Origin of the sequence: Streptomyces decoyicus, assembly GCF_019880305.1 — a bacterium.
In the GTDB taxonomy this organism is placed as follows: Bacteria; Actinomycetota; Actinomycetes; order Streptomycetales; family Streptomycetaceae; genus Streptomyces; species Streptomyces decoyicus.
In genome coordinates, this window is record NZ_CP082301.1 from 548,265 (window position 1) to 571,169 (window position 22,905).

Here is a 22,905-nt window from a genome sequence, read left to right on the forward strand (position 1 = left end):
GTCCGAGTGTGTACGTCTGCCGGGCCGGGAGAGCGCGCGTCCGAAGGCAGGTGAGACAGGTATAAGGGGGACGCCGGGCAGACAGACACGCCTCAGCGACCGGTCCGCTTCTCCGGGGCGCCGGCCCGGGTCGTCGCGGCGCCGGGCTTACGGACGGGATCACTCCGATCCCTGCGATCCCTGCGACCCCTGCGATGCCTGCGATGCCTGCGATGCCTGCGATGCCTGCGATGCCTGCGATGCCTGCGACGATGGAGCGGACCTCCTCGTGGCGGCCGTGGCGACGAAGACCGGCGCGCCCGCAGTTCTTCCTCCCGGCTGATCAGACGATGCCGGTCAATCCCTCGATCGCCGTCCGGGCCCACTCCTGTGCCCCCACCGCCGTACCGGTCACCACTCCGGTCGCGACCGGGGCCAGCGCCCCCTTGAGCATGCCGAGCGCACGGCGGAGCCTGCCTTCCGCGGGAGGGTCCGGCTGGGTGATCGTCGCGAGGACCTCTCTGGCCGCGGACTCGGTGTCCTCGCGGTCCTGATCGGCGAGGCCTGCCTGGGGCAGCTGCCGGAGCAGGTCGGTGACCAGCTCGGCGAGTGCCTCGAAGCCCGGGGCGACGGTGCTGTTGTTCTGCTGGTTCTGGGTGACGTTGTCGTTGTTCCAGGCGAACTGAGCGCCTGAGACCTCGGCGTGGAACACGGGCCCGTCGTAGTTGTTGACGTTCTGTGGCTCGCTCATGTGCGGTTACCGTCCTCATTCGTCTGCTGCTGGGTGGCGTTGTTGCTGTTCCAGGCCAGCTGAGCACCGTGGACCGCGGCGTGGAAGACCGGGCCGTAGTAATTGTTGACGATGGTCGGGGGAAGCTCGACCGGCTCGGTGACCTGCTTGACGACCGGCAGCGACGTGCGGAGCGAGACCAGGTCGACGCGGCCGTTGTCCTGTACGGCCACCCCTCGTGTTCCTTGCACCGAACAGTCCACCAGCCGACCGCCGCACGAGTCGTCGAAGCTCGCCCCCGCGGCCGCGCAGTCGACGAACTCGCTGTTCACGACATCGAGGTAGGCGTCGTCCTTTCCGCAGAGGCCGAACGCCTCCGAGCCGGTCACGGTGAGGTTTTTCGCGACGAGTCTCCCCTTGCCGAAGGCGATGGCCCCACCGGCGCTCACCGCTTCGACGTCACAGTCGTGCACGAACAGCTGAGCGTCCTCGCCGACGCCGAAGCCCAGCACGCCGCGCTCCGCCGCCACTTCTTTGAGCGTGACCCGGGACTGGCCGAGGACGGCCACCGCGGCCATGTCGAAGCCACGGAACACCGCGTCGGTGACATCGGCCGTCGTGCCTCCGTTGCCCCGGGTCTCCACGCCCGACGGGCAGCGCTCCACACGGACTTGCTCGAACACGGCCCTGGACTCGTCGAGGACCCGCAGTGCGGTACCCGTCAGGTCCTCGATGTCCACCCGGGTGAAGCGGCCTCTGGCGGCGTCGGTGACGGCAATACCGACGTTTCCTCGCGCAATGCGGCAGCCGTGGACCTCCGGAGCGCCGCCCTTGGTCGAGAACACCGCGACGTTGCCCGCGTCGAGGACCTCACAGTCCTCGAACCTGCCACGGCCCGAGGTCTGGACGTTGATGCCGGTGTCGCGACACTCGGTGAACGCGCAGCCGCGCACCACCGGGTCGGCACCACTCGCCACTCCGATCCCATGTTCCGCATCGGTGACGCGCGTGCCGTCCACGGAGCCCCTGGACTGCTCGATGAACATGACTGCCTCCGCGTGCACGGCATTGATCGCGCAGCCGCTCACGGAGAGTTCCGCCCGTGTGTCGGCCATGATGGCCGCCTTTCCGGTGGCGGTCAGCTCGCACCCGGTGACCTGGGCCCGCGCATCGCTGACGCGCACGCCGTGGATCCTGCTGCCCCCGATCCAGCTGTCACGGACCGAGACATCGGCGCCTTCGATCACCGCGACAGCATTGTCGGCGGCGTCGGTGAACCGGCACCGTTCGACGAGCCCGCCGGACCCGGAAAAGAGGGTCCGGCCATAAAGGATCACGCTGTCCCGCAGCGTCACGGAGGTGTTCGGCCTCGCGTGCACGCTGACACCGTTGTGCGCGCGGACCTCCGAGTGTTCGAGCGTGAGCGTTCCCGCATGGCAGCCGACGACGTCGGCATCGCGGCCGATCAGCACGAGGCCGTGGACACGAACCGACCCGAAGGCGTCGAGGACGGCACCGCTGGGCCGGCTCACCACCACGGATCCCGAGCCGCCGATCGCGGCCAACTGGACCTCGCCGCGGACCGTGAGCGCCTCCTCGTAGCGGCCGGGCGCGATCTCGACCAGCGCCGCTCGGCCCCGTCCGGCCGCAGCGGCGAGGGCGGACGTGATGTCGGGATAAGCACGACGACCACCGCCCGGCGAGACCAAGTACTTCGCGACCATTCCCGCCTTCTCCCCCACGCCGCTCGCTTGGAGCCGCCGATGCTACCCGAGCAGCTGAACGGCGGCGGCTACTACGCACGTTGACGCCCACCATGGCCTCTGCAAGCCCATACCCCGCCGTCGGGAGCCTGCCTCAACCGCCGACCGTTGTTGCTGTTGCCTTCCTGCACGGCGGGGCGGGTCGGAGCGGGGTGGGGCGGAGCGGGGCGGGGCGGGGCGACAGAGGCCGGCTCGCAGGAAGGCTCGTGCGGATGCGGACGCGATTGCGGACGCGATTGCGGACGCGATTGCGAATGCGGATGCGGCTCCGCTGACGCGAAGGGGCGGTCTCTGCCTCATTCCCGTCCCGCAGGCGGCGCCGGCGCGGAAATCAGACCCACACCGGCAGACCCCCACCGACAGTCCCGGCCCGGCACACCCGCACCAGCGCATGTACCCCCTGGCGCGGCCTAGCTGCTGGCGCCGCGTCGCAGTTGTGCCGAAAGGTGGTGTTGCAGCGGCCGGCCGACTGCCGCGAGATCGTGGACGAAGGTGAGCGTGTCCTCGTCGGTCAGGGTGTAGCGGCGGCGGGTGGCGTTGACCTCCTTGGCGGTGGGGGCGAGAGCCACCTCATGGGTGGTGAGGTCGACCGCTCCATCGTCTGCACGGCCGACCGAGATCTCCGCGATGCCGGTGGGCTGGGTGATCAATGCTTCCACCCGCCCATCGGGCTGTAGCCGCCACCAGCCGCTCTCCCGGGCCGACGGCCGCAGCGGGGTGTCGTCCGCATCGAGCAGCCAGGCGCGCGCTTCGTAGTGGAGGAAGGGACGCCCGTCATGGCTGAAGGTGACCTCCTGCGCGTACACGAACTCCTCGGTCAGCGTCGGGTACCCGCCACGGCCCCGGCCGACCCAGGTGCCCAGGAGCCCGATCACCGGCGCGAGCAGTGCGTGCGGCGCAGGTGCTTCGTCCGGTCGCAAGGCGTCGGGATACGGGTGCTTCGGGGTGTGGCCGGACATGATGTGCGCTCCTGGGTCGAGGCGGGTGCCGGGTGGCAGCCTAGGACGTCGATCCGCCGACGCGCCGGGCAGCGGAGGGCGCGCCGTGCGGTTACTGCGTACGGACACGGTGGAGCCGGCTCCGCCGCATCCTCCGTACGCGCTCCCAGGGCGAGGGGGCAAGGAGGCAAGGGGGCCGGCTGACCGAGTGGCTCTGTGGCTTCAACCCGCCTCGTCGGCAGGGCCATTAGGGCAAAGTCCTGGCCTCGCCGCCTTGTTGGTGTGGCACTTGTCCGTCACCTGCACCCGGTTGCTGCGCGCCCTCGGGCGATGAGGGCTGGTCACGGCGATCTGCAGGCACCTCGCTCGTCCGGTCCGGCGACCGTGAGGCACCTGGCCCGCCTCCCTATCCGTTCAGCAGACTACGGAGGCGGTTTGCGACGGCCGCCGGCTGCTCCGTCGGCGCATCGTGCCCGGACGTCACCTGTGTCAGACGGCTTCCTGTGATGCCTTGTGCGAGAGCGGTGGAGTGGTCCGGGGTGACGAGGATGTCGTTGGACGCGGCGATCACGAGGGTGCGGACGCTGAGCTCTCGCAGTTCGGCCCGGACGTCGATGCGCAGGGCGAGGTCGATGTGCTGCCGTGTGCCCGGCGGCAGAGCGGCAGCGGTCTCCCTGGCCAGACGGTCGAGGTCCGAGGTGTCCAGCTGGTCGAGCGCGGCCGGACCGCAGGAGAGCTGAAGGAGGTACCGGCCCAGCAGGGTGGGCTCGGCGTCCATCAGTTGTTGCCAGTTGCGCAGGGCCATACGCAGCCGGGTGTCGGGGCGGGCGAAGCCGGTCAGCAGGGCCAGCGCGGTGACCTCGGCAGGGTGGCGTACGGCATGCCGTACGGCGATGGCGCTGCCCATGGAGTATCCGACGACCGCATAGCGTTCGAGTCCGGCCTGTGCGGCTGTCAGGGCAATGCTGTCGGCGAGGGTGTCCAGCTGGAGCGGCCCCTCGGGCAGGGCGCTGCCGCCCGAACCCGGGTTGTCGATCAGGAGGACCCGGTGCTGCGAGGCCAGGTGTTCGGGGAGGCTGCCCCAACTGGTGGCGCCGCTCCCTCCTGCACCGTGGACCAGGACCACGGGGCTGCCCTGGCCCTGCTCGGTGTAGTGCAGAACGGCAGGGCGCTCGGCGGGGACGGCGGCGTCGGGCACGGGGGGTCTCCTTTGTCCGGGGCGGGCCGGGCAGGCCAGTTACACCGTAGGTGTCGACCGCTGTGCACGAGCAACCAGGTCAGGGGCCGGCTGAACACTTTCCGACGGCGGCACACCGTCGCTGCGCCCACCCGAGCGGAGCCCGACCGTCGCCCTACGAGCCCCCGTTGACGACCGCCCGCTCCACCGCGCCGTCCTCGACGTGCCATGTCTTGAGGATCTTCGCGTACTCCCCGTTCCTGATGAGGCGGTCGAGGGCTTCCCGTACGGCGTCGCGCAGGGCCGTGTTGGTCTTGGCGACCGCTACACCGTAGCGAAGGGGTTCGAGCTGCTCGCCGCTGAGTTCGAGGGCGGTGCCGCCGGCGCGGGTCGCGGCGGTGTGGGCCGCGACCGGGAAGTCGTCGAGGCAGGCGGCGGACCGGCCCTTGGCGACGTCGTCGTAGACCTCAGCCGGTGAGTCGAACTCCCGGATCTTCAACTTCTCGGGGGCCTGCCGGTTCAGCTGGTCCAGGTAGTCACGGGCGAGCGTGCCGCGCTGGACGGCGACGTTCCTGCCGGACAGGTCTCCGGGGGCCTTGACACCCTCCGGGTTGCCCTTGCGGACGACGAGCACCAGCCCGGCCTCGAAGTAGTCGACGAGATCGACGCCGCTGCCGGTCGTCGTGCCGTCCGCGCGCCCCTCCTGACGGTCCTTGGTGTCGGTCATCGCCGACATGACCAGGTCGAAGCGGTTCACGTGCAGGCCGATGAGGAGGGTGTCGAAGGTGACGTTCACGAACTTGACGCGCAGGCCCAGCTCACGTCCGAGGGCGTTCGCGAGGTCGACGTCGAGACCGGCGGGCTTGCCGTCCCTGACGAACTCCATGGGCGGGTAGGCGATGTCCGAGCCGATGGTGACGATGCCCTTGTCGCGCATCTCCTTCGGCAACCGGGCGGACGGGGCCCCGATGGCCGAAGGGTTCCCGCCCGGCTTGGAGCCGCCGGACGGTTTCCTGCTGCCGCCGGGCTTGCCCCCGGCGCCGGTACTGCCGCCGTCCCCGCCGTCCGGCCGAAGCGTCCAGGCCAGTGCCCCGCCACCGACTCCGACCCCGACGACGGACAGCGCGGCGAGCACACGGCGTCGGCTCGGCCCCGGGGACGCGGGCTGCCCAGGGGACGCGGTCTGCTCAGGGGGGTGCGGAGGCCGGTCCGGGGGGACGGCGTGCGGCCCCGGCGGCGGAGCGGGACTGTGGCGCTCCTGCGGCGGAGTGGCGAGAGCTGGGCCGTACCCGTCCGGGGACGGAGTGGCGAGGCCGGGCCCGTACTGGCCCGGGGACGGAGTGGGGGGCTGCGGAGGCGCGGGGGTGCTCGCGGGCGGCGGCACGTCGTACGACGGCGGGGCCGGTGCACCGTCCGCCGTCGTACTGGTCGGCAGCCGGTCGTAGGGGACGTCGGCGGGCCCCTCGGCCGGGGGCCGCAGCGCGGACATGTCCGGGGCCCTGGGGTCGCTGAGCTGCGCGGACAGGCGGCGTAGCTGTACGGCGAGGGGCTCCGGCAGCCAGTCGCCGTAGGGGCCCGGTGCGCCCACCCGCGCCATGAGGGCGGGCAGAGCGGGCCGCCGCTCCGGCTCCTTCGCCAGGCAGCCCGCCGCCAACTCCCGCAGGTCGTATGAGAGTTCGTCGAGGCGCGGCTCCTCGTGCACGGTGCGGTACATGAGGACCTGCGGATCGGCGTTCCCGTAGGGGCCGCCGCCCGTCGCCGCGTACACGACCACCCCGCCCAGCGCGAACACGTCCGCCGCGCCCGTGACCTCGGGGCCCGTCATGACGAGTTGCTCGGGCGCCATGAACCCCGGGGTGCCGAGGGCGGTGCCGGTCGTCGTCAGGGCGGTGTCCGCGGCGGAGTGCGCAATACCGAAGTCGATGACGCGCGGGCCCTCGGCGGTGAGCAGGATGTTCGACGGCTTGAGGTCGCGGTGCACCAGCCCGTGCGCGTGCACCGCCGTCAGGGCGTGCAGCAGGCCCGCCGTCAGCAGCCGCACCGCGTGCTCGGGCAGCGGCCCGCAGTCGTGCACGGCATCGGTCAGCGAGACACCCGGCACGTACTCGGTCGCCATCCAGGGCACGTCGTCGTGTGGCGCGGCATCGACCACCGGCGCCACGAACGGTCCGCCCACCTGCTGGGCGGCGGATACCTCACGGGCGAAGCGAGCACGGAAGCCCCGGTCGTCGGCGAGTTCGGAGCGCGCGGTCTTCACCGCCACCGGCCGCCCGTCCGCCGCGCGGCCGAGATAGACCCGTCCCATACCGCCGCCACCGAGCAGCCCGATGATCCGGAACGGGCCGATCTGCTGCGGATCATGCTTCGCCAGCGGTCGCACCAATACCCCCACCCGAGCCGGCAGTTGTCCGACACCATTCTGCACGGGTCCGAAGGCTGCGACGGAGGCTATACGGCGGTGGTGCCGTGGGGCGGGGTGGTGGGGCTGTGGAGTGGTGGGGGCTGTGGTGTGGTGGTGGGGCTGTGGTGTGGTGGTGGGGCTGTGGTGCGGCCGACGCCGCATCCGCGGGGGGCCGTACCTGGCGCGCACGGCGTGCGGCCGGAGCCCCCGGTACGTCAGCGAGGGCATAACGGTCGGCGGCGCACACGCACCTCGGCCGGCACGCACCTCAGCTGGTCTCTCGGCCGTCGTCCCGCACACAGCGGGCGCCCGGGGGACGGCGGACACCTGTTGCCGGTTGCACGCCACACCATGACCCGATCGGCGGAATGCGTCGGCGCCGAGGACGGCGTGCTGGATGCCGCCCGCACGATCGCCCACGTCAGCGGGGATTCCCTGCCGATCATCGGCCCCGAAACCCTCTCGACCGGCGGCAGGCGCAGGCGACCGCCGAGCCGGGCCGTCAGTGCGACGTGCCGGTCCTTTCGTGTCGCGTCCGGCGGCTTTTGGGAGTGGAGTGGAAGCGCACGCCCGTGAGCTGGAACATGCGTCGGCCGCGGGCGCGCCGCACATCGCCGAGACCGACAGCACAGCGACCGAGGAGCTGCATCATGCCTGCAGGGACGAGCAAGAAGCGCGAGCGGCAGTACGAGCACATCAAGGACAACGCCAAGGAGCACGGGGTCTCCGAACGGCGCGCGAAGGAGATCGCCGCGCGTACCGTCAACAAGGAACGTGCAAGTTCCGGCGAGGCCGGGTCCGCGAGCAGGACCTCCACCCGGGACCCCAAATCCGCCCCGCAGCGCGGCGGCGAACGCTCCCGCAGCGGGACCCAGGGCCCCACCAGGGACCAGTTGTACGAGGAGGCCAGGAAGAAGAACGTCGACGGCCGCTCGTCCATGAACAAGGAGCAGCTGCGCAGGGCCGTCGGACGCTGACCTCACCCGCGATGTCGGCCGTTTGGCCGCTGTGGAGTGTCACCGCGGACAGCTCCGCTGTCGCGGGCCTGCCGGAGGGCAGAATGGCCTGATGAGGGTGTTGCCGGTGTTGTCCCAGGTACGCCGTTGGGTTCCCGCCGTGGTGATCGCTCTCGCGGCGTTGGTAGATCTGCTGACACCTCCTTCGGTGTCCTCCACTCCCCTGCTGGCCGTGGCCCCGGTGACGGCGGCTTCGCTGCTCAGCCCGGCGGGCATCATCGGCATCGGCATTACGGCGATGGCGGTGCAGGCGGGTCTGGCGTTCGTCGACGGGTCCTACGCCTGGCAGGGCGACGCGGCTGTCCAGATCACCCTGGCGGCCGTCACCGCACTCGCCGTCGGCCTGAACCGGTCCCTGCGCACCCAGCACGTCAGCGCCAGCCGGGCCCGCTACGCCGCGGAGGTGGCCCAGCGCGCCGTCCTGCCCACACCTCCCAGCCGGCTGGGGGACCTGCGGATCGCCGCCCGCTATGTGCCGGCCGAAGACATGGCGCTGATCGGCGGCGATCTCTACGTGATGCAGGAGACGCCGTTCGGGGTGCGCGCCATGGTCGGCGATGTGAGGGGCAAGGGCCTCTCCGCCGTCACGGCGGTCAGCGTCGACATCGGGGTCTTCCGCTACGCAGCCGACCACGAACCCGACCTGCCCGCGCTGGTGAACTGCATGGAGGAGGCCCTGCTGCGCGAAAGCCAGCGCCGGGAGGGCCTGGACGCGACCGAGGGGTTCACCACTGCACTGATCGTTCAGTTCTCCCACGACCTGGACCAGGTCCATATCGTCAACCGCGGCCATCCCGCCCCGCTGCTGCTGCACGCGGACGGCCGAGCGCGCGTACTGACGCCGGGAGAGGAAGCACCGCCGTTGGGCATCGCAGCCCTGGGGACCTGGACGTCACCGGTGGAGACGCACCCGTTCCCGCCCGGGTCCATGCTGTTGTGCTTCACCGACGGCGTCACCGAGGCCCGCGACCCTGCCGGCACCTTCTACGACCCCGCGCAGCGGATCCCCCACATGGTGCAGTCCTATCTGCGCCAGACCAGCCATTTCCCGGAACCGTCGACGGTCCTCGACCTCCTGGCCCGCGACGTCAGCCGCCACAGCGGCGGCGCCCCCCAGGACGACCAGGCCCTCCTCGCCCTGCACCGGCCCCTGCCGCAACAGGACCTCCTCGCCCGGCCTCTCGGACAGTAGCCGGTCCCGCAGCAGCCCGGGGCGAGCCGCCCCGGGGCAGCGGCGGCATGACTGCCCGGACGGGAGGGCCATCGGCGTGCTGTCCCGTGGCACACGCGAGCCGCACACCATGACCCGGGGCGGATCGAAGTAGAAAGTCCGCATGCATGACAGCGACCAGTCGGCAGCCACCGGGCCTGATCCGGTGCCGTGCGACCTGTGCGGAGTAGCCGCCCCTCCGGCCTCACAGCTCTTCAGCCTGGTGCCGGACTCTTCCGTCATCCACCCCTACGATCCGGAGCAGGACGGTCTGCGACGCCTCGTGGCCTGCGGCCCCGATCACCTCGGTGAGCTCCGGCAGCAGTACCGGCAGCGTCCGTACGTCAAGGAAGAGCTCTGGGCCGGCAAAATCGCCCGCGCCCTCGGCTCCCAGCCGGACCTCGATGAAGAAGAGCTGGCCGAGGTGACGGGCCTGAACTTTCTTCAGATCGAGCGCACCCTGACCTGGGAAAGCGAACGCTTCCTGAGCGATCAGACCCCACCGGGCGATCACGAACGGCCGGGAGACACCTCCGGCACGACGGACGACAAGGGCTCGGGCTGACGCCGGCCGCCGGTCTTCTCGCCACGTATACGTCATTGCCGCCACCGGCCGCTGCACCCACCAGCCGCGTACTCCCACCGGCGCCTCAGCCGCACCCGGCCGTCTACTCCCACCGGCCGTGTGCTCCCACGGCACTGCCGACCTCGCAAAGCCAGGGCCGTTCGGCCGGGCCGGCGTGGTTCAGGCCTCGGGCCCGTAGGCGCCGAAGCCCCGGCAGACCAGCTCCTCACGGAAGGTCAGTGCCTCAGCAACGGCCTGGCCCCGCTCATTGCGGTAGTTGATGACCACGGTGTCCACGGATGCGCGGACATCCTCGACAGTGAAATGAACATCAGGCAGCTGCCGGAGCCCCTCGGGACCAGTACGCGCGCAAAGCATCCTTGCCGCGCACCTCACCGGACGAGCCACCTGTTGCCAGTCGCCGTCCGCCGAAGCATTCGGTCGCGCGGCGCTCTCGCCCTCCAGCAGGAGATGCGGAGTCCGACCAGTGACCGGCCGGGCAGACCAGCCCCGGACCGGTGACCAACGCCGCTCGTTGCGCGTCCAGTTCAGGTCCGAGCACGGCGCTGGCACGGGTCGGCTCGAACGTCCAGGGGCCGGCCGAACCGCTCGGTCTCAGTTCGTCCGACGGGACCGGGCAGAGACGCTTGCGGTGCGGGAGGAGGTGGCAGGCATCTCGAGCTCGTCCTCCGGGTCGGCTTCGAGGTAGTTGTCCCCGTAGACCGGTTCGATGAAGACGTTGCTGTAGTCGGGCTTTGCGGGACGAGGGACATGGGCGGCGACCTCGTTGTGCTGCTGCGGTGCTGAAGGGGACATGTGGTTCCTTGGTGTTTTACGGCTGTGAGCGGTGGTCAGGCTGCGATGGTGGCTCGGTCGGGCCCACCTCGACGAGGGTCTGGATGCGGCGCGGGCCGGCCAGCACGTCGGGGGCCGATACCGCGGCCCAGATGTCGGCGAGGTGCAGCTTCGCCGACGCGGCCGTGGAGACGATGCTCTCGGGCCCGTCCGGTGTGACGTCGTACCGGGTGTCAGTGTCGGCGAGCGGCTGTGAATCGCTCCAGATCCTCTATTCGATGATCATGTTACGTGATCGGGCTCGGCAAAGCGCGTCGGACGACGCATGGGGTGAGCCCTCCCACGTTCGGATGGGTGGACCGCAGGCCCGGTGCTCTCCGCGCGAGTGGCTTCGGGAGGCATTTTGAGGAGGCGGCCCCGGTGAGGGTAGCGCGGGGAACGCTTGGGGAGCGCATCGGCGGTCAGGTCGTTTCCGGTGCCGTGGTACCAGCGTAGTGATCGGCGATCTCGTCGCTGGTCGTGAGCCACACCCCTGGGTGGTTGGCGATGTACTCGAGCGCCTGGTCCAGGTACCTGTGCCGGAAGGGCTGGTTGATGACGAAAGGGTGCAGGACCAGCGACATCACGCGGCCGCTGTTCTCCGCATCGGCGTAGAGCTGGTCGAGTTGATCTTTGACGAGCTGGAGGAAGTCCGGGCCGCTCAGGCTCTTGCCGACGAACAGTTGGACGTCGTTGACCTCGATGGAATAGGGCACGCTCAGCATGCCCGGCACGTTCAATCGGTAGGGCTGGTCGTCGTTGGCCCAGTCGAGCACGTAGTCCAGGCCCAGCTCGGCGAGCAGCTCGGGCGTGCGGAAGGTCTCGGTGAGCGCCGGGCCCAGCCAGCCGCGCGGCTTGCGTCCGGTCGCCTTTTCGATGGTGCCGATCACCTCGGCCAAGTAGGAGCGCTCCTCTTCCGGGGACATACCGGCTTGGAGGACGGAGTTGTTCTTGCCGTGGGCGGCCCAGACCCAGTCCCGGTCCCGACCCGCTCGGATGATCTGCGGGTAGCGCCCGGCGACGTCGGAATTGAGCATCACACTTGCGCGAATCCGGTGCCGGTCGAGGCTCTCGATCAGCCGCCAGATGCCCACCCGGGGCCCGTAGTCGCGCCAGCCATAGTTCAGTGGGTCGGGCGCCAGCGCCTTGGTATCGGGAAAGATGCTCGTCGAGGGGCGGTCGATCCGGTAGTGCTCAACGTTCAGCCCGACGTAGAAGGCGATCCGGGCGCCGTTCGGCCAGCGGATCGGTTCGCGCTCGACGATAGGGCTGTAGTCGAAGAGTTGATTGTCCATCAGTTCTTACCTCGTGACGATTGAACACCGGGGGCGAGCAGGGGGGTTGGGCCCTGCGGTGGGGCTCTGCGGGATGCGTGGGTGTGTATCGTCGAACCCTCACATTGATGAGAACGTCAATGCGGTGATGTGTGAGGTGGGCCATATGCGCATCGGAGAACTGTCGGACCGCACCGGCACCCCCCGCCGGTTGTTGCGCTACTACGAGGAACAGGGCCTGATCGCCGCGGGTCGCAGTGCCAACGGCTACCGTGAGTACGACGAACGCTTCGTCGACCGCGTCCTACAGATCAGAGGGCTGCTCAACGCCGGACTGCCGACGCGCATCATCAAGCAGATCCTGCCCTGCCTCGACAAACCCCGGGACCTCTACTTCCCCGATGCCACACCGGAAATGATCGCGACGCTGACACACGAACGGGACAGGATGACGGACCGCATCCGGTGTCTGATCCGCAACCGTGACGCGATCGGCGAGTACCTCGACGCGGTGCTGGAGTACAACCGGGCCGACGCCGAAGTCGCGACACCCGCAGAGTCGCCATCCGACCGCTAGCGGCCTGGCGCAAACCGGCCCGGTGCAAAGAACACGGGCCCACACCCCGATCGGTGCCGACGGAGGCCGAACCGGGCGCCGGGTCGTTAGCGGGACGTCAGCCGGGCGTGAGCCAAACGCCAGCGGGTCCGGCCAGGCTGGTCTCGCAGCGGGACAGCGACTCCGCGAGTCCCGCACGATCACACGGGGGACCTCAGCATGCGCACATCGCGAATCGGCACCACCGCACTGGCCGCCGCCACCGCCGCACTGGCCCTGACCCTGACCGCCTGCGGCGGCTCGGACAGCGCCAACGGAGCGAAGGCCGACACGAGCCGGAGCGGCAGCACGGCCGACGGCTCGCAGACCTCGGACACGACCGCGGGGACGGAGGGAACCGCCGGGACGGAGGGAACCGCCGGAACGGGCGGTGGAAACGGGACGAGGTCGTCCCGGGCCTCCACCGGCACCGGACACGGCGCTTCCGGTTCCGGCTCGCACGACTCCGGCTCCGGCTCACGGGCCGGCTCCGGCAAGGTGACCACCGTCGGCTCCACGGACACCCGCCAGTGTCACGGCGACGAGATCTCCTACTCCGTACTCCACCGCTTCCCGAAGCAGCAGGGCGAGCACCTCCTGATCACCGCGCGGAACGCCGACTCCAAGCCCTGCTGGGTCACTTCGTACCCGTCCGTCATCCTCGGGGACACCTCCAACGTCCTGCACCACTCCCCCAAGGACACCCCGGGCGGCAACACCCGCATCACCATCAAGCCCGGCGGCAAGGTCTACTCCGCCGTGAACCTCTTCACCGAAAGCGCGGCCACCCACACATCGGGGACCTTCTCCCTCGCCCTGCGCGACCAGAGCGGCGACACCGGCCCGGCCACCGAGCAAGACGCCTTCGACAGCAAGGGCGTGCCCTCGAAGTTCACCTGGACCAGCGCCGACGTCACCAACTGGAACACCACCAAGCCCTACGACTTCTGAGCAAGTCCCGCTCGGACGCCGTGCGGGGCTCCCGCTCGCCGCCACCACTCCCCGTTCAGTCGCATCGCCCACCCCATGGCCGAGATCGCCGAACTCCGCCATGGGGTGGGCGTGGGGCGGTGGCGGTGGTGGCCGGTGGTGGTGGCGCTGCCGGGGGGGCGTCCGTCGGCGCCGTAGGGACCCGCGGCGTCGGTATTGCGGTGGGCATTCAGCCCTGCTCGTGCGGCCCGACGCGTCAACACCGGTTTTCTATCGGTTAGTTGGTATACAGGAGCAATGTCACACTTATCCGCACTACACGGAGTGGCCCACCTCCGGCTGCTCGGTCCCGTCGAATATGTTTCGGCTGACGGAACGGCAGGACGGCCCGGAGCGCCGGGGCCACAGGCCGTGCTGACGGCGCTGGCACTCCGTGCGGGGACCCTGGTGACGATCGACCAGCTGGTGGACGGTCTGTACGACGACGATCCGCCTGCCTCCGCCCGCCGAGTGATCGTGAACTACGTCCATCGGCTGCGGACATACCTCGACCGCGCGCACGCCGCGGGCGGGGAGGGTGGCGCCGCGGCGGGTGGAGACGGTGGGGCCACGGCCATCGGGACCATGGCGGACGGCTACGTCCTGCGACTGCCGGCAGAGCGTGTCGACGCGCTGCTGTTCGGCCACCTCACACTGCGGGCCCGGCGGGCGGCCGCGCAGGGCGATCCCGCGTACGCCGCATCCGTCCTGAAGGGGGCGCTCGATATGTGGCAGGGCCCGGCGCTGGCCGGGCTTCCAGGGCCCTACGCGCAGGAGCAGCGCCGGGCGCTGGCCGAACAGCGGGCCTCGGCGACGGAGCACCACCTGGAACTGTCGCTGGCGTGCGGGCGGCATGAGGAGGTGGTGCCGGAGATCCTGTGCGCCCTGGAGGCCTATCCGTACCGGGAGCGGCTGCACGGTGCACTGATGCTGGCCCTGTACCGGTCGGGGCGGAGCGCCGATGCGCTGCTGGCCTACGATCACGCCCGCCAGGTACTCGCGGACGAGATGGGCATCGATACGGGCCCCGCACTCGACGAGTTGCACGCCGCGGTTCTGGCGGGTGACCGGGCTCTGTTAGCGGTTCCTGATACGGCGAGGATCGCTGCCGTCCCGGCCGACGTGCAGGTGCGGCCGGCGGCCCCCGCGCCGGCGGTGCCCGCCCAGTTGCCGGCCGTACCGTGCGACTTCACCGGTCGGCACGACGAGGTCTGCACGCTGGTAGCCGCGCTCAGCGGGCGTGCCGCGCACCCCGTCGCGGTCATCACAGGGATGGGCGGCGTCGGCAAGACCTCACTGGCACTGCGCACCGGGCATGCGGTCATGGGGTCCTTCCCCGACGGCCAGTTGTACGCCGAACTGCGCGCACCGTGCGGAGCTCCGGGGGACCCGGCCGACATTCTGGCCGGTTTCCTGACCGCACTGGGCGTGCCGCACGAGCGCCTTCCGGCTTCGGTGAGCGACCGCGCGGCGCTGTACCGCACCCTGCTGTCGGACCGTGCGGTGCTGGTGGTGCTGGACAACGCCGCCGGCCTCGCCCAGGTCGAACCGCTGCTGCCCGGCGCCGACCAGTGCGCGGTCCTGGTGACGGCCCGTGCACTGGCGACGCTGCCGGCCGCCGTCAAGGTGTCGCTGAAGGGCCTCGAACCCCACGATTCCGTGGAGCTGATCGGCAAGGTGGCCGGTATCCGGCGGATCGAGGAGGAGCCGGACGCCGTCGCGGCACTCGCCGCCGCCAGCGGCCATCTGCCGTTGGCGCTGCGGGCGATCGGCGCTCGGCTCGCGCTCCGGCCGGCCTGGCCCGTCGCCACGCTGCTGTCCCGGATGTCCGACGAGGCCAGGCTGCTCGGCGAACTGCGGGTGGGGGAGCTGACGGTCGAGGCGGTGTTCGAGCAGTCGTACGCGCAGCTCTCCCCGCAGCGGGCCCGGGCGTTTCTGGAATTGTCCCTTCCGCACTGCGTCGAGTTCGGTGTGAAGGGCGCCGCCGCGGTTCTCGAACTGCCGGAGCGGGAGGCGGAGGACGTGCTGGAAGCCCTGGTCGACGCGGTACTCCTGGAGACCCGCGCACCGGGCCGTTACCGCTATCACGATCTGGTCGGGGCGTACGCGCGGGCGACGGCCCGAGTGGCGCTGACCGAGGAGGAGCGCCGCCAAGTGGTGTGCCGGGCGGCCGACTTCATGTGTGCCAGTGTCGCCGGAGCGGTCCTGGCGACCCAGCCGCTGGGCGGCCGGCTGACCGCTGAGCTGCGACCGCGGCGGTCGGCGGGCGAGGACGTGGGGGCCGGCCAGGAGGCGATGCGGTGGATACGGGGCGCGCTGCCCACCGTGGCCGCGGTGGCGGAGCAGGCGGCCGGCAGCGGAGACCCGGAGGCGGTGGCGCTCGCCGTCGACGGGCTGATGCTGGCTCCCTGCTTCGAGGAGACCGTGCCCCTCGGGACGCTGGCGCCGGCGGCCACCGCTCTGGTGCGGTCCGCGGTGGCGTACTGCGACGAGGACGTGGTGGGCACGGCTCATTACGCGGCCGGGGTGATCCTCAAGAAGCACTCCTCGCTCGACTGCCTCGACCGCTCACGGGCGCATCTGCTGAAGGCGCTGGAGATCTTCGGTGATTCTCCCGCACCCGCCGATGGCCTCCGGCCCTTCCTGACGGTTCTCTTCACCCATGCGATGCTGGCCCAACTCGACGCCATGTGCGCCGACTTCACCGCGGCCCGCGCCCATGCGGAGCGGTCGGTGGAGATGGCGGTGCTCACCGGCGATCAGGGGCTGGTCACCCGGCGGCGCAGCCTCCTGCTCCAGATCCGGGCCCAGGACCCCGGCAGCGGAAGCGACCTGGCCCGGATCCGCGAGCAGTGCCGGGAGCTGGCCGGCCTGCTGACCTGCGGCAATGACGTGAAGTGGCTGATCCGGGTGAGGACGACGGAGGCGGACACCCTGTTGTACGGCGGGCGTCCCGCGGAGGCTGCCGCGCTCTACCGCCAGGTGTTGCAACGCACCCGGACCAGCGGCCATGCCCGGAACGAGACCGAGTGCCTGTACCGGCTCGCCGAGGCGCTGCTGCTGACCGGGGACACCCATGCCGCCGTCGACCATGCGCGGCAGGCCCTCCAAGGCGCTCAACTCGCCCAGGAACACCTGCTGATGGCGCGTAGTCACCAGGCTCTCGGCAGGTCTCTGCGGGCCGTCCGGGCCGGGCAGGTGGACGGGGAAGCGGCGGGGCATCTGGAGAAGGCCGCGGAACTGTACCGGGTTCTCGGGCTGCATACGGGTTCCGGGGCTGCCGTCGGTCACTGACCACGTCCCGCCCGGACTCCGCTGGGAATCCGGGCGGAACGCGATCAGCCGCACCGTGGCCTCACTTCCTGTGCCTGGCACACCAGTTGGCCAGCACCGGGCCGATCTGCGCGAGCTGCTCGGGGCGGGTCAGCTCACCGTGCGCGCCACGTACGGGTGTGACGGCGAGCCGGCCCGTCACGTGGGGCCGCCAGGCCTGCGGCCGCTGCATGCCCGGAACCCAGCCCTCGGTGGCCTCGAAGAACAGCACATCGCCCCGGAACGAGCGCGGAACGAATCCGTTCTGGAGGCGGCTGTTGCGCGCGAACACCCGGACCATGGCCGCCAGGCCCTGTTCCCCGAGGAGTGCGAGCGGGCCGGCCGTGGAGTCCGCCTGGTGCCCGAGGGAGTCGAACAGGGCCTGCCTCAGTTCTTCCGCGTCCTGTGCGTCGCTCCCGTCCGCCCCTGATCCGCTCTTCTTCCTCCTTCCCTTGTCATGGCCGTCGACGGTCGCGTTCGACGGGTAACTGTCCATCAGAATCAGCGAGTTGACTTTCTGTCCGGCCTCCTGGAGCCGTACCGCCATCTCGTGGGCGACCACTCCGCCGAAGGACCAGCCGAGGAGCGAGAAGGGGCCGTCCGGCTGTACCGACCTGATCTGCGCGAGGTACGCCTCCACCATCTCCGCCATGCTTCCCGGAGCAGCATCGGGTTCGGTGAGCCCGTGTGCCTGGAGGCCGTACACGGGCTGGTCGGGTGCCAGGTGGCGGAGCAGCCCGGAGTACACCCAGCTGATTCCGGCCGCCGGGTGGACGCAGAAGAGCGGCTCGGGGGGTGTGGCGCCCCGTGTGCGGGACGGCGTGACCGCCCGGCGTACGGAGCGCAGCGGGAGCAGGACCGCGAGGGAGTCGTCGGGCATGTCCTGCGAGAGCCGGTCGGCGAGTCCGGCGACGGTGGGGGCATCGAACAGGGTCCTGATGCCCAGCTCGGCGCCGAGCACCGAACGTCCCCGGGCGATCAGCCGGGTGGCGAGCATCGAGTGGCCGCCCAGGGCGAAGAAGTCGTCGTCGATGCCCACTTCGGGCACCCCGAGGACCTCGGCGAACAGCCCGCACAACAGCTCCTCGCGCACCGTTCGCGGGCCTCGGCGGCGCTCCGCCGTCCCGTCACCCGGTGCCGGCAGCATCCGCCGGTCCAGCTTTCCGCGTGAGGTCAGCGGCAGGGCGTCCAGGAACACGAACGACGACGGCACCATGTGGCGGGGCAGCGACGCCGTGGCGAGGCGGCGCAGCTCGCCGGCGTCCGCCCGGCCCTGCTCCGTGGGAACCACATAGGCCACCAGCTTGCGCTCCCCCGGCCGGTCCTCGCGGACGATCACGGTCACCTGGCGGACCGCGTCGTGTCCGGCGAGCACCGACTCCACCTCGCCGGGTTCGATCCGGAAGCCGCGGACCTTCACCTGGTCGTCGGTGCGGCCCACGTATTCCAGGACACCGTCGGCGCTCCAGCGCGCCAGGTCCCCGGTCCGGTACATGCGCTCCCCCGGCTCTCCGAACGGGCAGGCCACGAACCGCTGTGCCGTCAGTCCCGGCCGGCCCAGGTACCCGCGTGCCGTGCCCGCCCCGGCCAGATACAGCTCGCCGACCACCCCGGCGGGCAGGGGCCGCAGGCCCACGTCGAGCACGTACATACGGTTGTTGCCGATCGGCCGGCCGATCACCGGCCGCTCGTGATCGGCCGCCGCGCCGTGCGAGACGTACACCGTGCACTCCGTCGGGCCGTAGGTGTTGAAGCCCTCGGTCCCGGAAGTGGCGCGGAGTTCGCTCCACAGCGCCTGGTCGACGGCCTCGCCGCCGAGCTCGACGATGCGCGGTTGCGACGGCTGCCCTGCGGACAGCATGCCCGCCGTCATCAGCTGCCGGCAGTACGTCGGCGAGAGCTCCATGTAGTCGATGCCCGCGGCGCCGATGTACTCGGCCATCGCCTCCGGGTCGCGGCGGACCTCGTCGTGCACGAGGTGCAGTTCATGGCCGCCTATCAGCCACAGGACCGGTTCCCAGGAGGAGTCGAAGGTCAGCGGTCCGGTCACCAGGGCACGGAACCGGTGGTCCCCGGAGGCCGCCACCTGAGGCGCGAACACCGCGAAGTGGGCGTGGAACAGGTTGCTGAGATTGCGGTGCTCCACGGCCACCCCCTTCGGCCGGCCCGTCGAACCCGAGGTGTAGATGACGTAGGCGAGATGGTCCGGGCGCAGCGGTACGGGCCGGTCCGCAGGGTGCGGGTCGACCGGCGCGTACCGGCTGAGGGACTGACGCATGGCGGGGTCGTCGAGGACCAGCACCTCGATCGAGGATTTGGTTCCCGGCCGGAGCCGGGCCACGTTCTCCCTGTCGGTCAGCAGGAAGGACGGCGCGGCGTCCGCCAGCATCAGGGCGATCCGGTCCTTGGGGTACTCCGGGTCCATGGGCACGTAGCAGCAGCCCGCTTTGAGCGCGGCCAGCAGCGCCACGATGTGCTCGCCGGCCCGTGGGAGCAAAGTGGCCACTCGCTGTTCCGGCCGGATGCCCTGGCTGATCAACAGCCACGCCAGCCGGTTCGCGCGGGCGTTCAGCTCGCGGAAGGTCAGGGTGCCGTCGGCGTCGACCACCGCCGTGGCATCGGGGTTGTTCCGTACCTGTTCCTCGAAGATCTCGTGCACCGGCCGGTCGTCCGGCAGCGGAAGGGCGGTGTCGTTCCACCGGGAGAGGATGCGGACGCGCTCCTGCGGGGAGAGCAGTTCCATCGCTCCGATGGGAGTGTCCGGGGCGGCGCCGGCGGTGGTGAGGAGGCGCAGCAGCCGCTGGGTCAGGGCCTCTGCGGTGGCACGTTCGAACAGGTCGGCCGAGTAGTGCAACAGGCCGTCGACACCGCCGGGGCTGCCGTCGGCGCCGTGCCGTTCGGTGAAGGTGAAGTCGAGGTCGAATTTGGTGGGGGCGGTGTCGAGGGGTTGGGGGGTGATGGTGGTGCCGGGGAGGTCGAGGGTGCCCTCGGCGTTGTTCTGGAGGACGAGCATGGTCTGGAAGAGGGGGTGGCGGGCGCTGCTCCGGTCCGGATTCAGCTTCTCCACCAGCTGCTCGAAGGGCAGATCCTGGTGCGCGAACGCCGCCAGGTCACCTTCCCGTGTCCGGGCGAGCAGCTCACCGAACGACGGATTGCCCGAGGTGTCCGTCCGCAGCACCAGCGTATTGACGAAGAACCCGACGATGTCGTCCAACGCCTGATCGGTCCGGCCCGCCGTCGCGGTACCCAACGGAATGTCCGTACCGGCCCCCAGCCGTGTCAGCAACGCCGCCAGCCCCGCCTGAAGCACCATGAACAGCGTCGCACCCTGCTCACGCGCCAGCGACTCAAGACGCCCATGGAGTTCGGCGGGCAACTGGAAGTGGACGAGGCCGTCGGAGCGGGTGGGCCGGGGCGGGCGGGGCCGGTCGGTGGGGAGTACGAGTTCCTGCGGAAGATCCCTCAGCTCCTCGGCCCAGAAATCCGCCTGCTGCCCACCCACCTCCGCCAGCAGCTCACGCTGCCACAGCGTGTAATCCGCGTACTGGACCGGGAGTGCCTGCCACACGGGAGCACCGCCGGTGAGGCGGGCGCGATAGGCCATGGACAGATCGCGCAGCAGGGGCACCAGCGACCAGCCGTCGCTGGCGATGTGATGCAGCGTCAGCAGAAGAAGGTGGTCGTCGGGGCCGACGGTGAACAGCGTGACCCGCAGGGGCAGTTCCTCGGCGAGGTCGAAGGGCGTGAAGGCCGCGGCGTGGAAGCGGGCGGAGACCTCAGCGGCGGGGCACGGCACCACGATGACCTCGACGGCGGCCTCGTCGGGGGCGAGCAGCTGCTGGCGCGGTTCGCCGTCGTGGGCGGGGAACACCGTGCGCAGGGCCTCGTGGCGCCCGACCACGTCGTTGACGGCGGCCTGGAGGGCGTCCACGTCCACGGGGCCCCGCAGTCGGAAGGCGAACGGCGCGTTATAGGTCGGACTCTGCTCCAGACGGTCCAGGAACCACAGCCGCTGCTGCGCGAACGACAGCGGCACCACCGCCGGCCGCGCCCGCGCCGTCACCGCCGGCCGGGCCGCGGCCCCGTCGGCCAGCAGATCCGCCAGCCCCGCGGCCGTCGGGGACCCGAAGAACTCCCTGACGCCCAGCTCCACGCCCAGCACCGAACGGATCCGGCTCAGCAGTCGAGTGGCCAGCAGCGAATGACCGCCCAGGGCGAAGAAATTGTCCGTCACCCCCACCGTCGGCACACCCAGCACCTGGGCGAACAGCTGACACAGCACCTCCTCCCGCGCCGACCGCGGACCCCGCTCGCCCCTCCCGGCCCGGCCGGGGCCGTCCCCGGACGCCGCACCGGCACCTGCGGCACCCGCGGCACCGTCAGGGTCGGACGCGCGGCGGGTGGGGAGACGATGCTCGGCCGTCCGGCCCAGTAATGCCCGCTCCTCTGCCCGCGACGCGAAGACCTCCAGCGAACCGATGGCGGTGTCCGGGGCCTCCGCTGCGGCGTCGAGAACGCGGACGAGGAGGCCGGTCAGGGTGTCCGCGGTGGTGTGGTCGAACAGATCGGTGGCGAACTGGAGGATGCCGGACATGCCCAGGGGGCGTTCGTCGGCGTCCCGCTCCTCCGTGAAGCTCCAGCCGAGGTCGAATTTGGAGGGGGCGGTGTCGAGGGGTTCGGGGACGATGGTGGTGCCGGGGAGGTCGAGGGTGCCCTCGGCGTTGTTCTGGAGGACGAGCATGGTCTGGAAGAGGGGGTGGCGGGCCGTGCTCCGGTCCGGATTCAGCTTCTCCACCAGCTGCTCGAAGGGCAGATCCTGGTGCGCGAACGCCGCCAGATCACCTTCCCGTGTCCGGGCGAGCAGCTCACCGAACGACGGATTGCCCGACGTGTCCGTCCGCAGCACCAGCGTATTGACGAAGAACCCGACGATGCCGTCCAACGCCTGATCGGTCCGGCCCGCCGTCGCGGTACCCAACGGAATGTCCGTACCGGCCCCCAGCCGCGTCAGCAACGCCGCCAGCCCCGCCTGAAGCACCATGAACAGCGTCGCACCCTGCTCACGCGCCAGCGACTCAAGACGCCCATGGAGATCGGCAGGCAGTCCGAAGCGTATGAGACCGCCGGAGTGGGTGGGCTGCGGGGGACGCGGCCGGTCGGTGGGGAGCGCCAGCTCCTGCGGAAGATCCTGGAGCGCCTCGGCCCAGAAATCCGCCTGCTGCCCACCCACCTCCGCCAGCAGCTCACGCTGCCACAGCGTGTAATCCGCGTACTGGACCGGGAGTACCTGCCACGTCGGCGCGGTTCCGGTACGGCGGGCGCGGTAGGCGGCCGACAGATCGCGCAGCAACGGAGCTTCCGACCAGCCGTCGCTGGCGATGTGATGCAACGTCAACAGCAGTACGTGCTCATCGGGAGCGACCGTGAACAGCGAGACCCGCAAGGGCAGTTCGACGCCCAGGTCGAAGGGGGCGAACGCCGCGTCATGGAAGAGGGAGGCCACCTCCTCGGCGGCGCACGGCACCACCGCCACCTTCACCGTCGCTTGCTCGGGTGCCAGGATCTCCTGGATGGGCTCGTCGTCGCGGACGGGGAAGACCGTGCGCAGCGCCTCATGGCGCCCGACCACATCGTTGACGGCGGGCTGGAGGGCGTCCACATCCACCGGGCCCCGCACCCGGAACGCGAACGGTGCGTGGTAGGTCGGGCTTCGCTCCAGACGGTCCAGGAACCACAGCCGCTGCTGCGCGAACGACAGCGGCACCACCGCCGGCCGCGCCCGCGCCGTCACCGCCGGCCGGGCCGCGGCCCCGTCGGCCAGCAGATCCGCCAGCCCCGCCACGGTCGGTGAACCGAACAGTTCGCGGACGCCCAGCTCCACGCCCAGCACCGAACGGATCCGGCTCAGGAGCTGGGCGGCCCTCAGCGAATGGCCGCCCAGGGCGAAGAAGTTGTCCGCCACCCCCACCGTCGGCACACCCAGCACCTGGGCGAACAGCCGGCACAGCACCTCCTCCCGCACCGACCGCGGACCCCGCTCGCCCGTCCGGGCACGGCCGGGGGCGTCCCCGGACGGGACTGTGGCGTCGGTCTGCTCCGCGGCCGCGGGGCTCTGCGCTTGCGTCATGGTGCTCCTCCCTTG

The 22,905-nt window shown here is 70.8% G+C and carries 14 protein-coding genes; 6 read left to right on the plus strand and 8 right to left on the minus strand.

The annotated features are described in order from the left end of the window. Positions 1–322 precede the first annotated feature (322 nt). The 5 genes from K7C20_RS02400 to K7C20_RS02420 form a co-directional block, all read right to left on the minus strand. Complete coding sequence (locus K7C20_RS02400) at positions 323–730, minus strand: hypothetical protein (RefSeq protein ID WP_030081909.1); 408 nt, start codon at positions 728–730, stop codon at positions 323–325. After that, positions 727–2,433 (minus strand): right-handed parallel beta-helix repeat-containing protein, encoded by a 1,707-nt coding sequence (locus K7C20_RS02405; RefSeq protein WP_030081911.1) that lies wholly within the window; start codon positions 2,431–2,433, stop codon positions 727–729. The genes K7C20_RS02400 and K7C20_RS02405 overlap by 4 nt, the downstream gene beginning before the upstream one ends. A 449-nt stretch (positions 2,434–2,882) precedes the next feature. Next, a complete protein-coding gene (locus tag K7C20_RS02410; protein WP_030081913.1) occupies positions 2,883–3,431 on the minus strand; it encodes a nitrobindin family protein in 549 nt (182 codons plus the stop codon). A gap of 385 nt (positions 3,432–3,816) precedes the next feature. After that, positions 3,817–4,608 carry an alpha/beta fold hydrolase gene (locus K7C20_RS02415; protein WP_053210415.1) on the minus strand — a complete coding sequence of 264 codons (792 nt, stop codon included), beginning with the start codon at positions 4,606–4,608 and terminating at the stop codon, positions 3,817–3,819. Between the two features lie 154 nt (positions 4,609–4,762). Continuing rightward, positions 4,763–6,967: a bifunctional serine/threonine-protein kinase/transporter substrate-binding domain-containing protein gene (locus K7C20_RS02420; RefSeq protein ID WP_160328776.1), complete on the minus strand. Its 2,205-nt coding sequence runs from the start codon at positions 6,965–6,967 to the stop codon at positions 4,763–4,765. A 671-nt stretch (positions 6,968–7,638) separates the two neighbouring features. Here K7C20_RS02420 and K7C20_RS02425 point away from each other — a divergent pair. From K7C20_RS02425 to K7C20_RS02435, 3 genes are all read left to right on the plus strand, one after another. Further along, positions 7,639–7,965 carry a plasmid stabilization protein gene (locus K7C20_RS02425; RefSeq protein WP_030081921.1) on the plus strand — a complete coding sequence of 109 codons (327 nt, stop codon included), beginning with the start codon at positions 7,639–7,641 and terminating at the stop codon, positions 7,963–7,965. Between the two features lie 91 nt (positions 7,966–8,056). Then, positions 8,057–9,196, plus strand: a complete 1,140-nt coding sequence (locus tag K7C20_RS02430) for a PP2C family protein-serine/threonine phosphatase (RefSeq protein ID WP_209444037.1) — start codon at positions 8,057–8,059, stop codon at positions 9,194–9,196. Between the two features lie 142 nt (positions 9,197–9,338). Next, positions 9,339–9,779 (plus strand): hypothetical protein, encoded by a 441-nt coding sequence (locus K7C20_RS02435; protein WP_063753958.1) that lies wholly within the window; start codon positions 9,339–9,341, stop codon positions 9,777–9,779. Between the two features lie 615 nt (positions 9,780–10,394). On the opposite strand, the gene K7C20_RS02440 is transcribed toward K7C20_RS02435, so the two are convergent. Both K7C20_RS02440 and K7C20_RS02445 read right to left on the minus strand, forming a co-directional pair. Next, positions 10,395–10,595 carry a hypothetical protein gene (locus K7C20_RS02440; RefSeq protein ID WP_030081927.1) on the minus strand — a complete coding sequence of 67 codons (201 nt, stop codon included), beginning with the start codon at positions 10,593–10,595 and terminating at the stop codon, positions 10,395–10,397. Between the two features lie 440 nt (positions 10,596–11,035). Continuing rightward, positions 11,036–11,908 (minus strand): polysaccharide deacetylase family protein, encoded by an 873-nt coding sequence (locus K7C20_RS02445; protein ID WP_030081931.1) that lies wholly within the window; start codon positions 11,906–11,908, stop codon positions 11,036–11,038. A 145-nt stretch (positions 11,909–12,053) separates the two neighbouring features. On the opposite strand from K7C20_RS02445, the gene K7C20_RS02450 reads away from it, so the two are divergent. The 3 genes from K7C20_RS02450 (at position 12,054) to K7C20_RS02460 (ending at position 16,745) form a co-directional block, all read left to right on the plus strand. Then, entirely contained in the window at positions 12,054–12,464 is a 411-nt protein-coding gene (locus tag K7C20_RS02450; RefSeq protein ID WP_048829488.1) for a MerR family transcriptional regulator, read from the plus strand. 198 nt (positions 12,465–12,662) lie between these two features. Continuing rightward, entirely contained in the window at positions 12,663–13,433 is a 771-nt protein-coding gene (locus K7C20_RS02455) for a DUF4232 domain-containing protein (RefSeq protein WP_053210413.1), read from the plus strand. 426 nt (positions 13,434–13,859) lie between these two features. After that, positions 13,860–16,745, plus strand: a complete 2,886-nt coding sequence (locus tag K7C20_RS02460; RefSeq protein WP_245171853.1) for an AfsR/SARP family transcriptional regulator — start codon at positions 13,860–13,862, stop codon at positions 16,743–16,745. Between the two features lie 61 nt (positions 16,746–16,806). On the opposite strand, the gene K7C20_RS02465 is transcribed toward K7C20_RS02460, so the two are convergent. Continuing rightward, complete coding sequence (locus tag K7C20_RS02465; protein WP_222892557.1) at positions 16,807–22,890, minus strand: non-ribosomal peptide synthetase; 6,084 nt, start codon at positions 22,888–22,890, stop codon at positions 16,807–16,809. Positions 22,891–22,905: the final 15 nt, after the last annotated feature.

Bases quoted from the DNA above. Each gene is read 5' to 3' on its own strand.
- K7C20_RS02400 (WP_030081909.1), bottom strand. From the start codon at position 730: ATGAGCGAGCCACAGAACGTCAACAACTACGACGGGCCCGTGTTCCAC.
- K7C20_RS02405 (WP_030081911.1), bottom strand. From the start codon at position 2,433: ATGGTCGCGAAGTACTTGGTCTCGCCGGGCGGTGGTCGTCGTGCTTAT.
- K7C20_RS02410 (WP_030081913.1), bottom strand. From the start codon at position 3,431: ATGTCCGGCCACACCCCGAAGCACCCGTATCCCGACGCCTTGCGACCG.
- K7C20_RS02425 (WP_030081921.1), top strand. From the start codon at position 7,639: ATGCCTGCAGGGACGAGCAAGAAGCGCGAGCGGCAGTACGAGCACATC.
- K7C20_RS02430 (WP_209444037.1), top strand. From the start codon at position 8,057: ATGAGGGTGTTGCCGGTGTTGTCCCAGGTACGCCGTTGGGTTCCCGCC.
- K7C20_RS02435 (WP_063753958.1), top strand. From the start codon at position 9,339: ATGCATGACAGCGACCAGTCGGCAGCCACCGGGCCTGATCCGGTGCCG.
- K7C20_RS02440 (WP_030081927.1), bottom strand. From the start codon at position 10,595: ATGTCCCCTTCAGCACCGCAGCAGCACAACGAGGTCGCCGCCCATGTC.
- K7C20_RS02445 (WP_030081931.1), bottom strand. From the start codon at position 11,908: ATGGACAATCAACTCTTCGACTACAGCCCTATCGTCGAGCGCGAACCG.
- K7C20_RS02450 (WP_048829488.1), top strand. From the start codon at position 12,054: ATGCGCATCGGAGAACTGTCGGACCGCACCGGCACCCCCCGCCGGTTG.
- K7C20_RS02455 (WP_053210413.1), top strand. From the start codon at position 12,663: ATGCGCACATCGCGAATCGGCACCACCGCACTGGCCGCCGCCACCGCC.
- K7C20_RS02465 (WP_222892557.1), bottom strand. From the start codon at position 22,890: ATGACGCAAGCGCAGAGCCCCGCGGCCGCGGAGCAGACCGACGCCACA.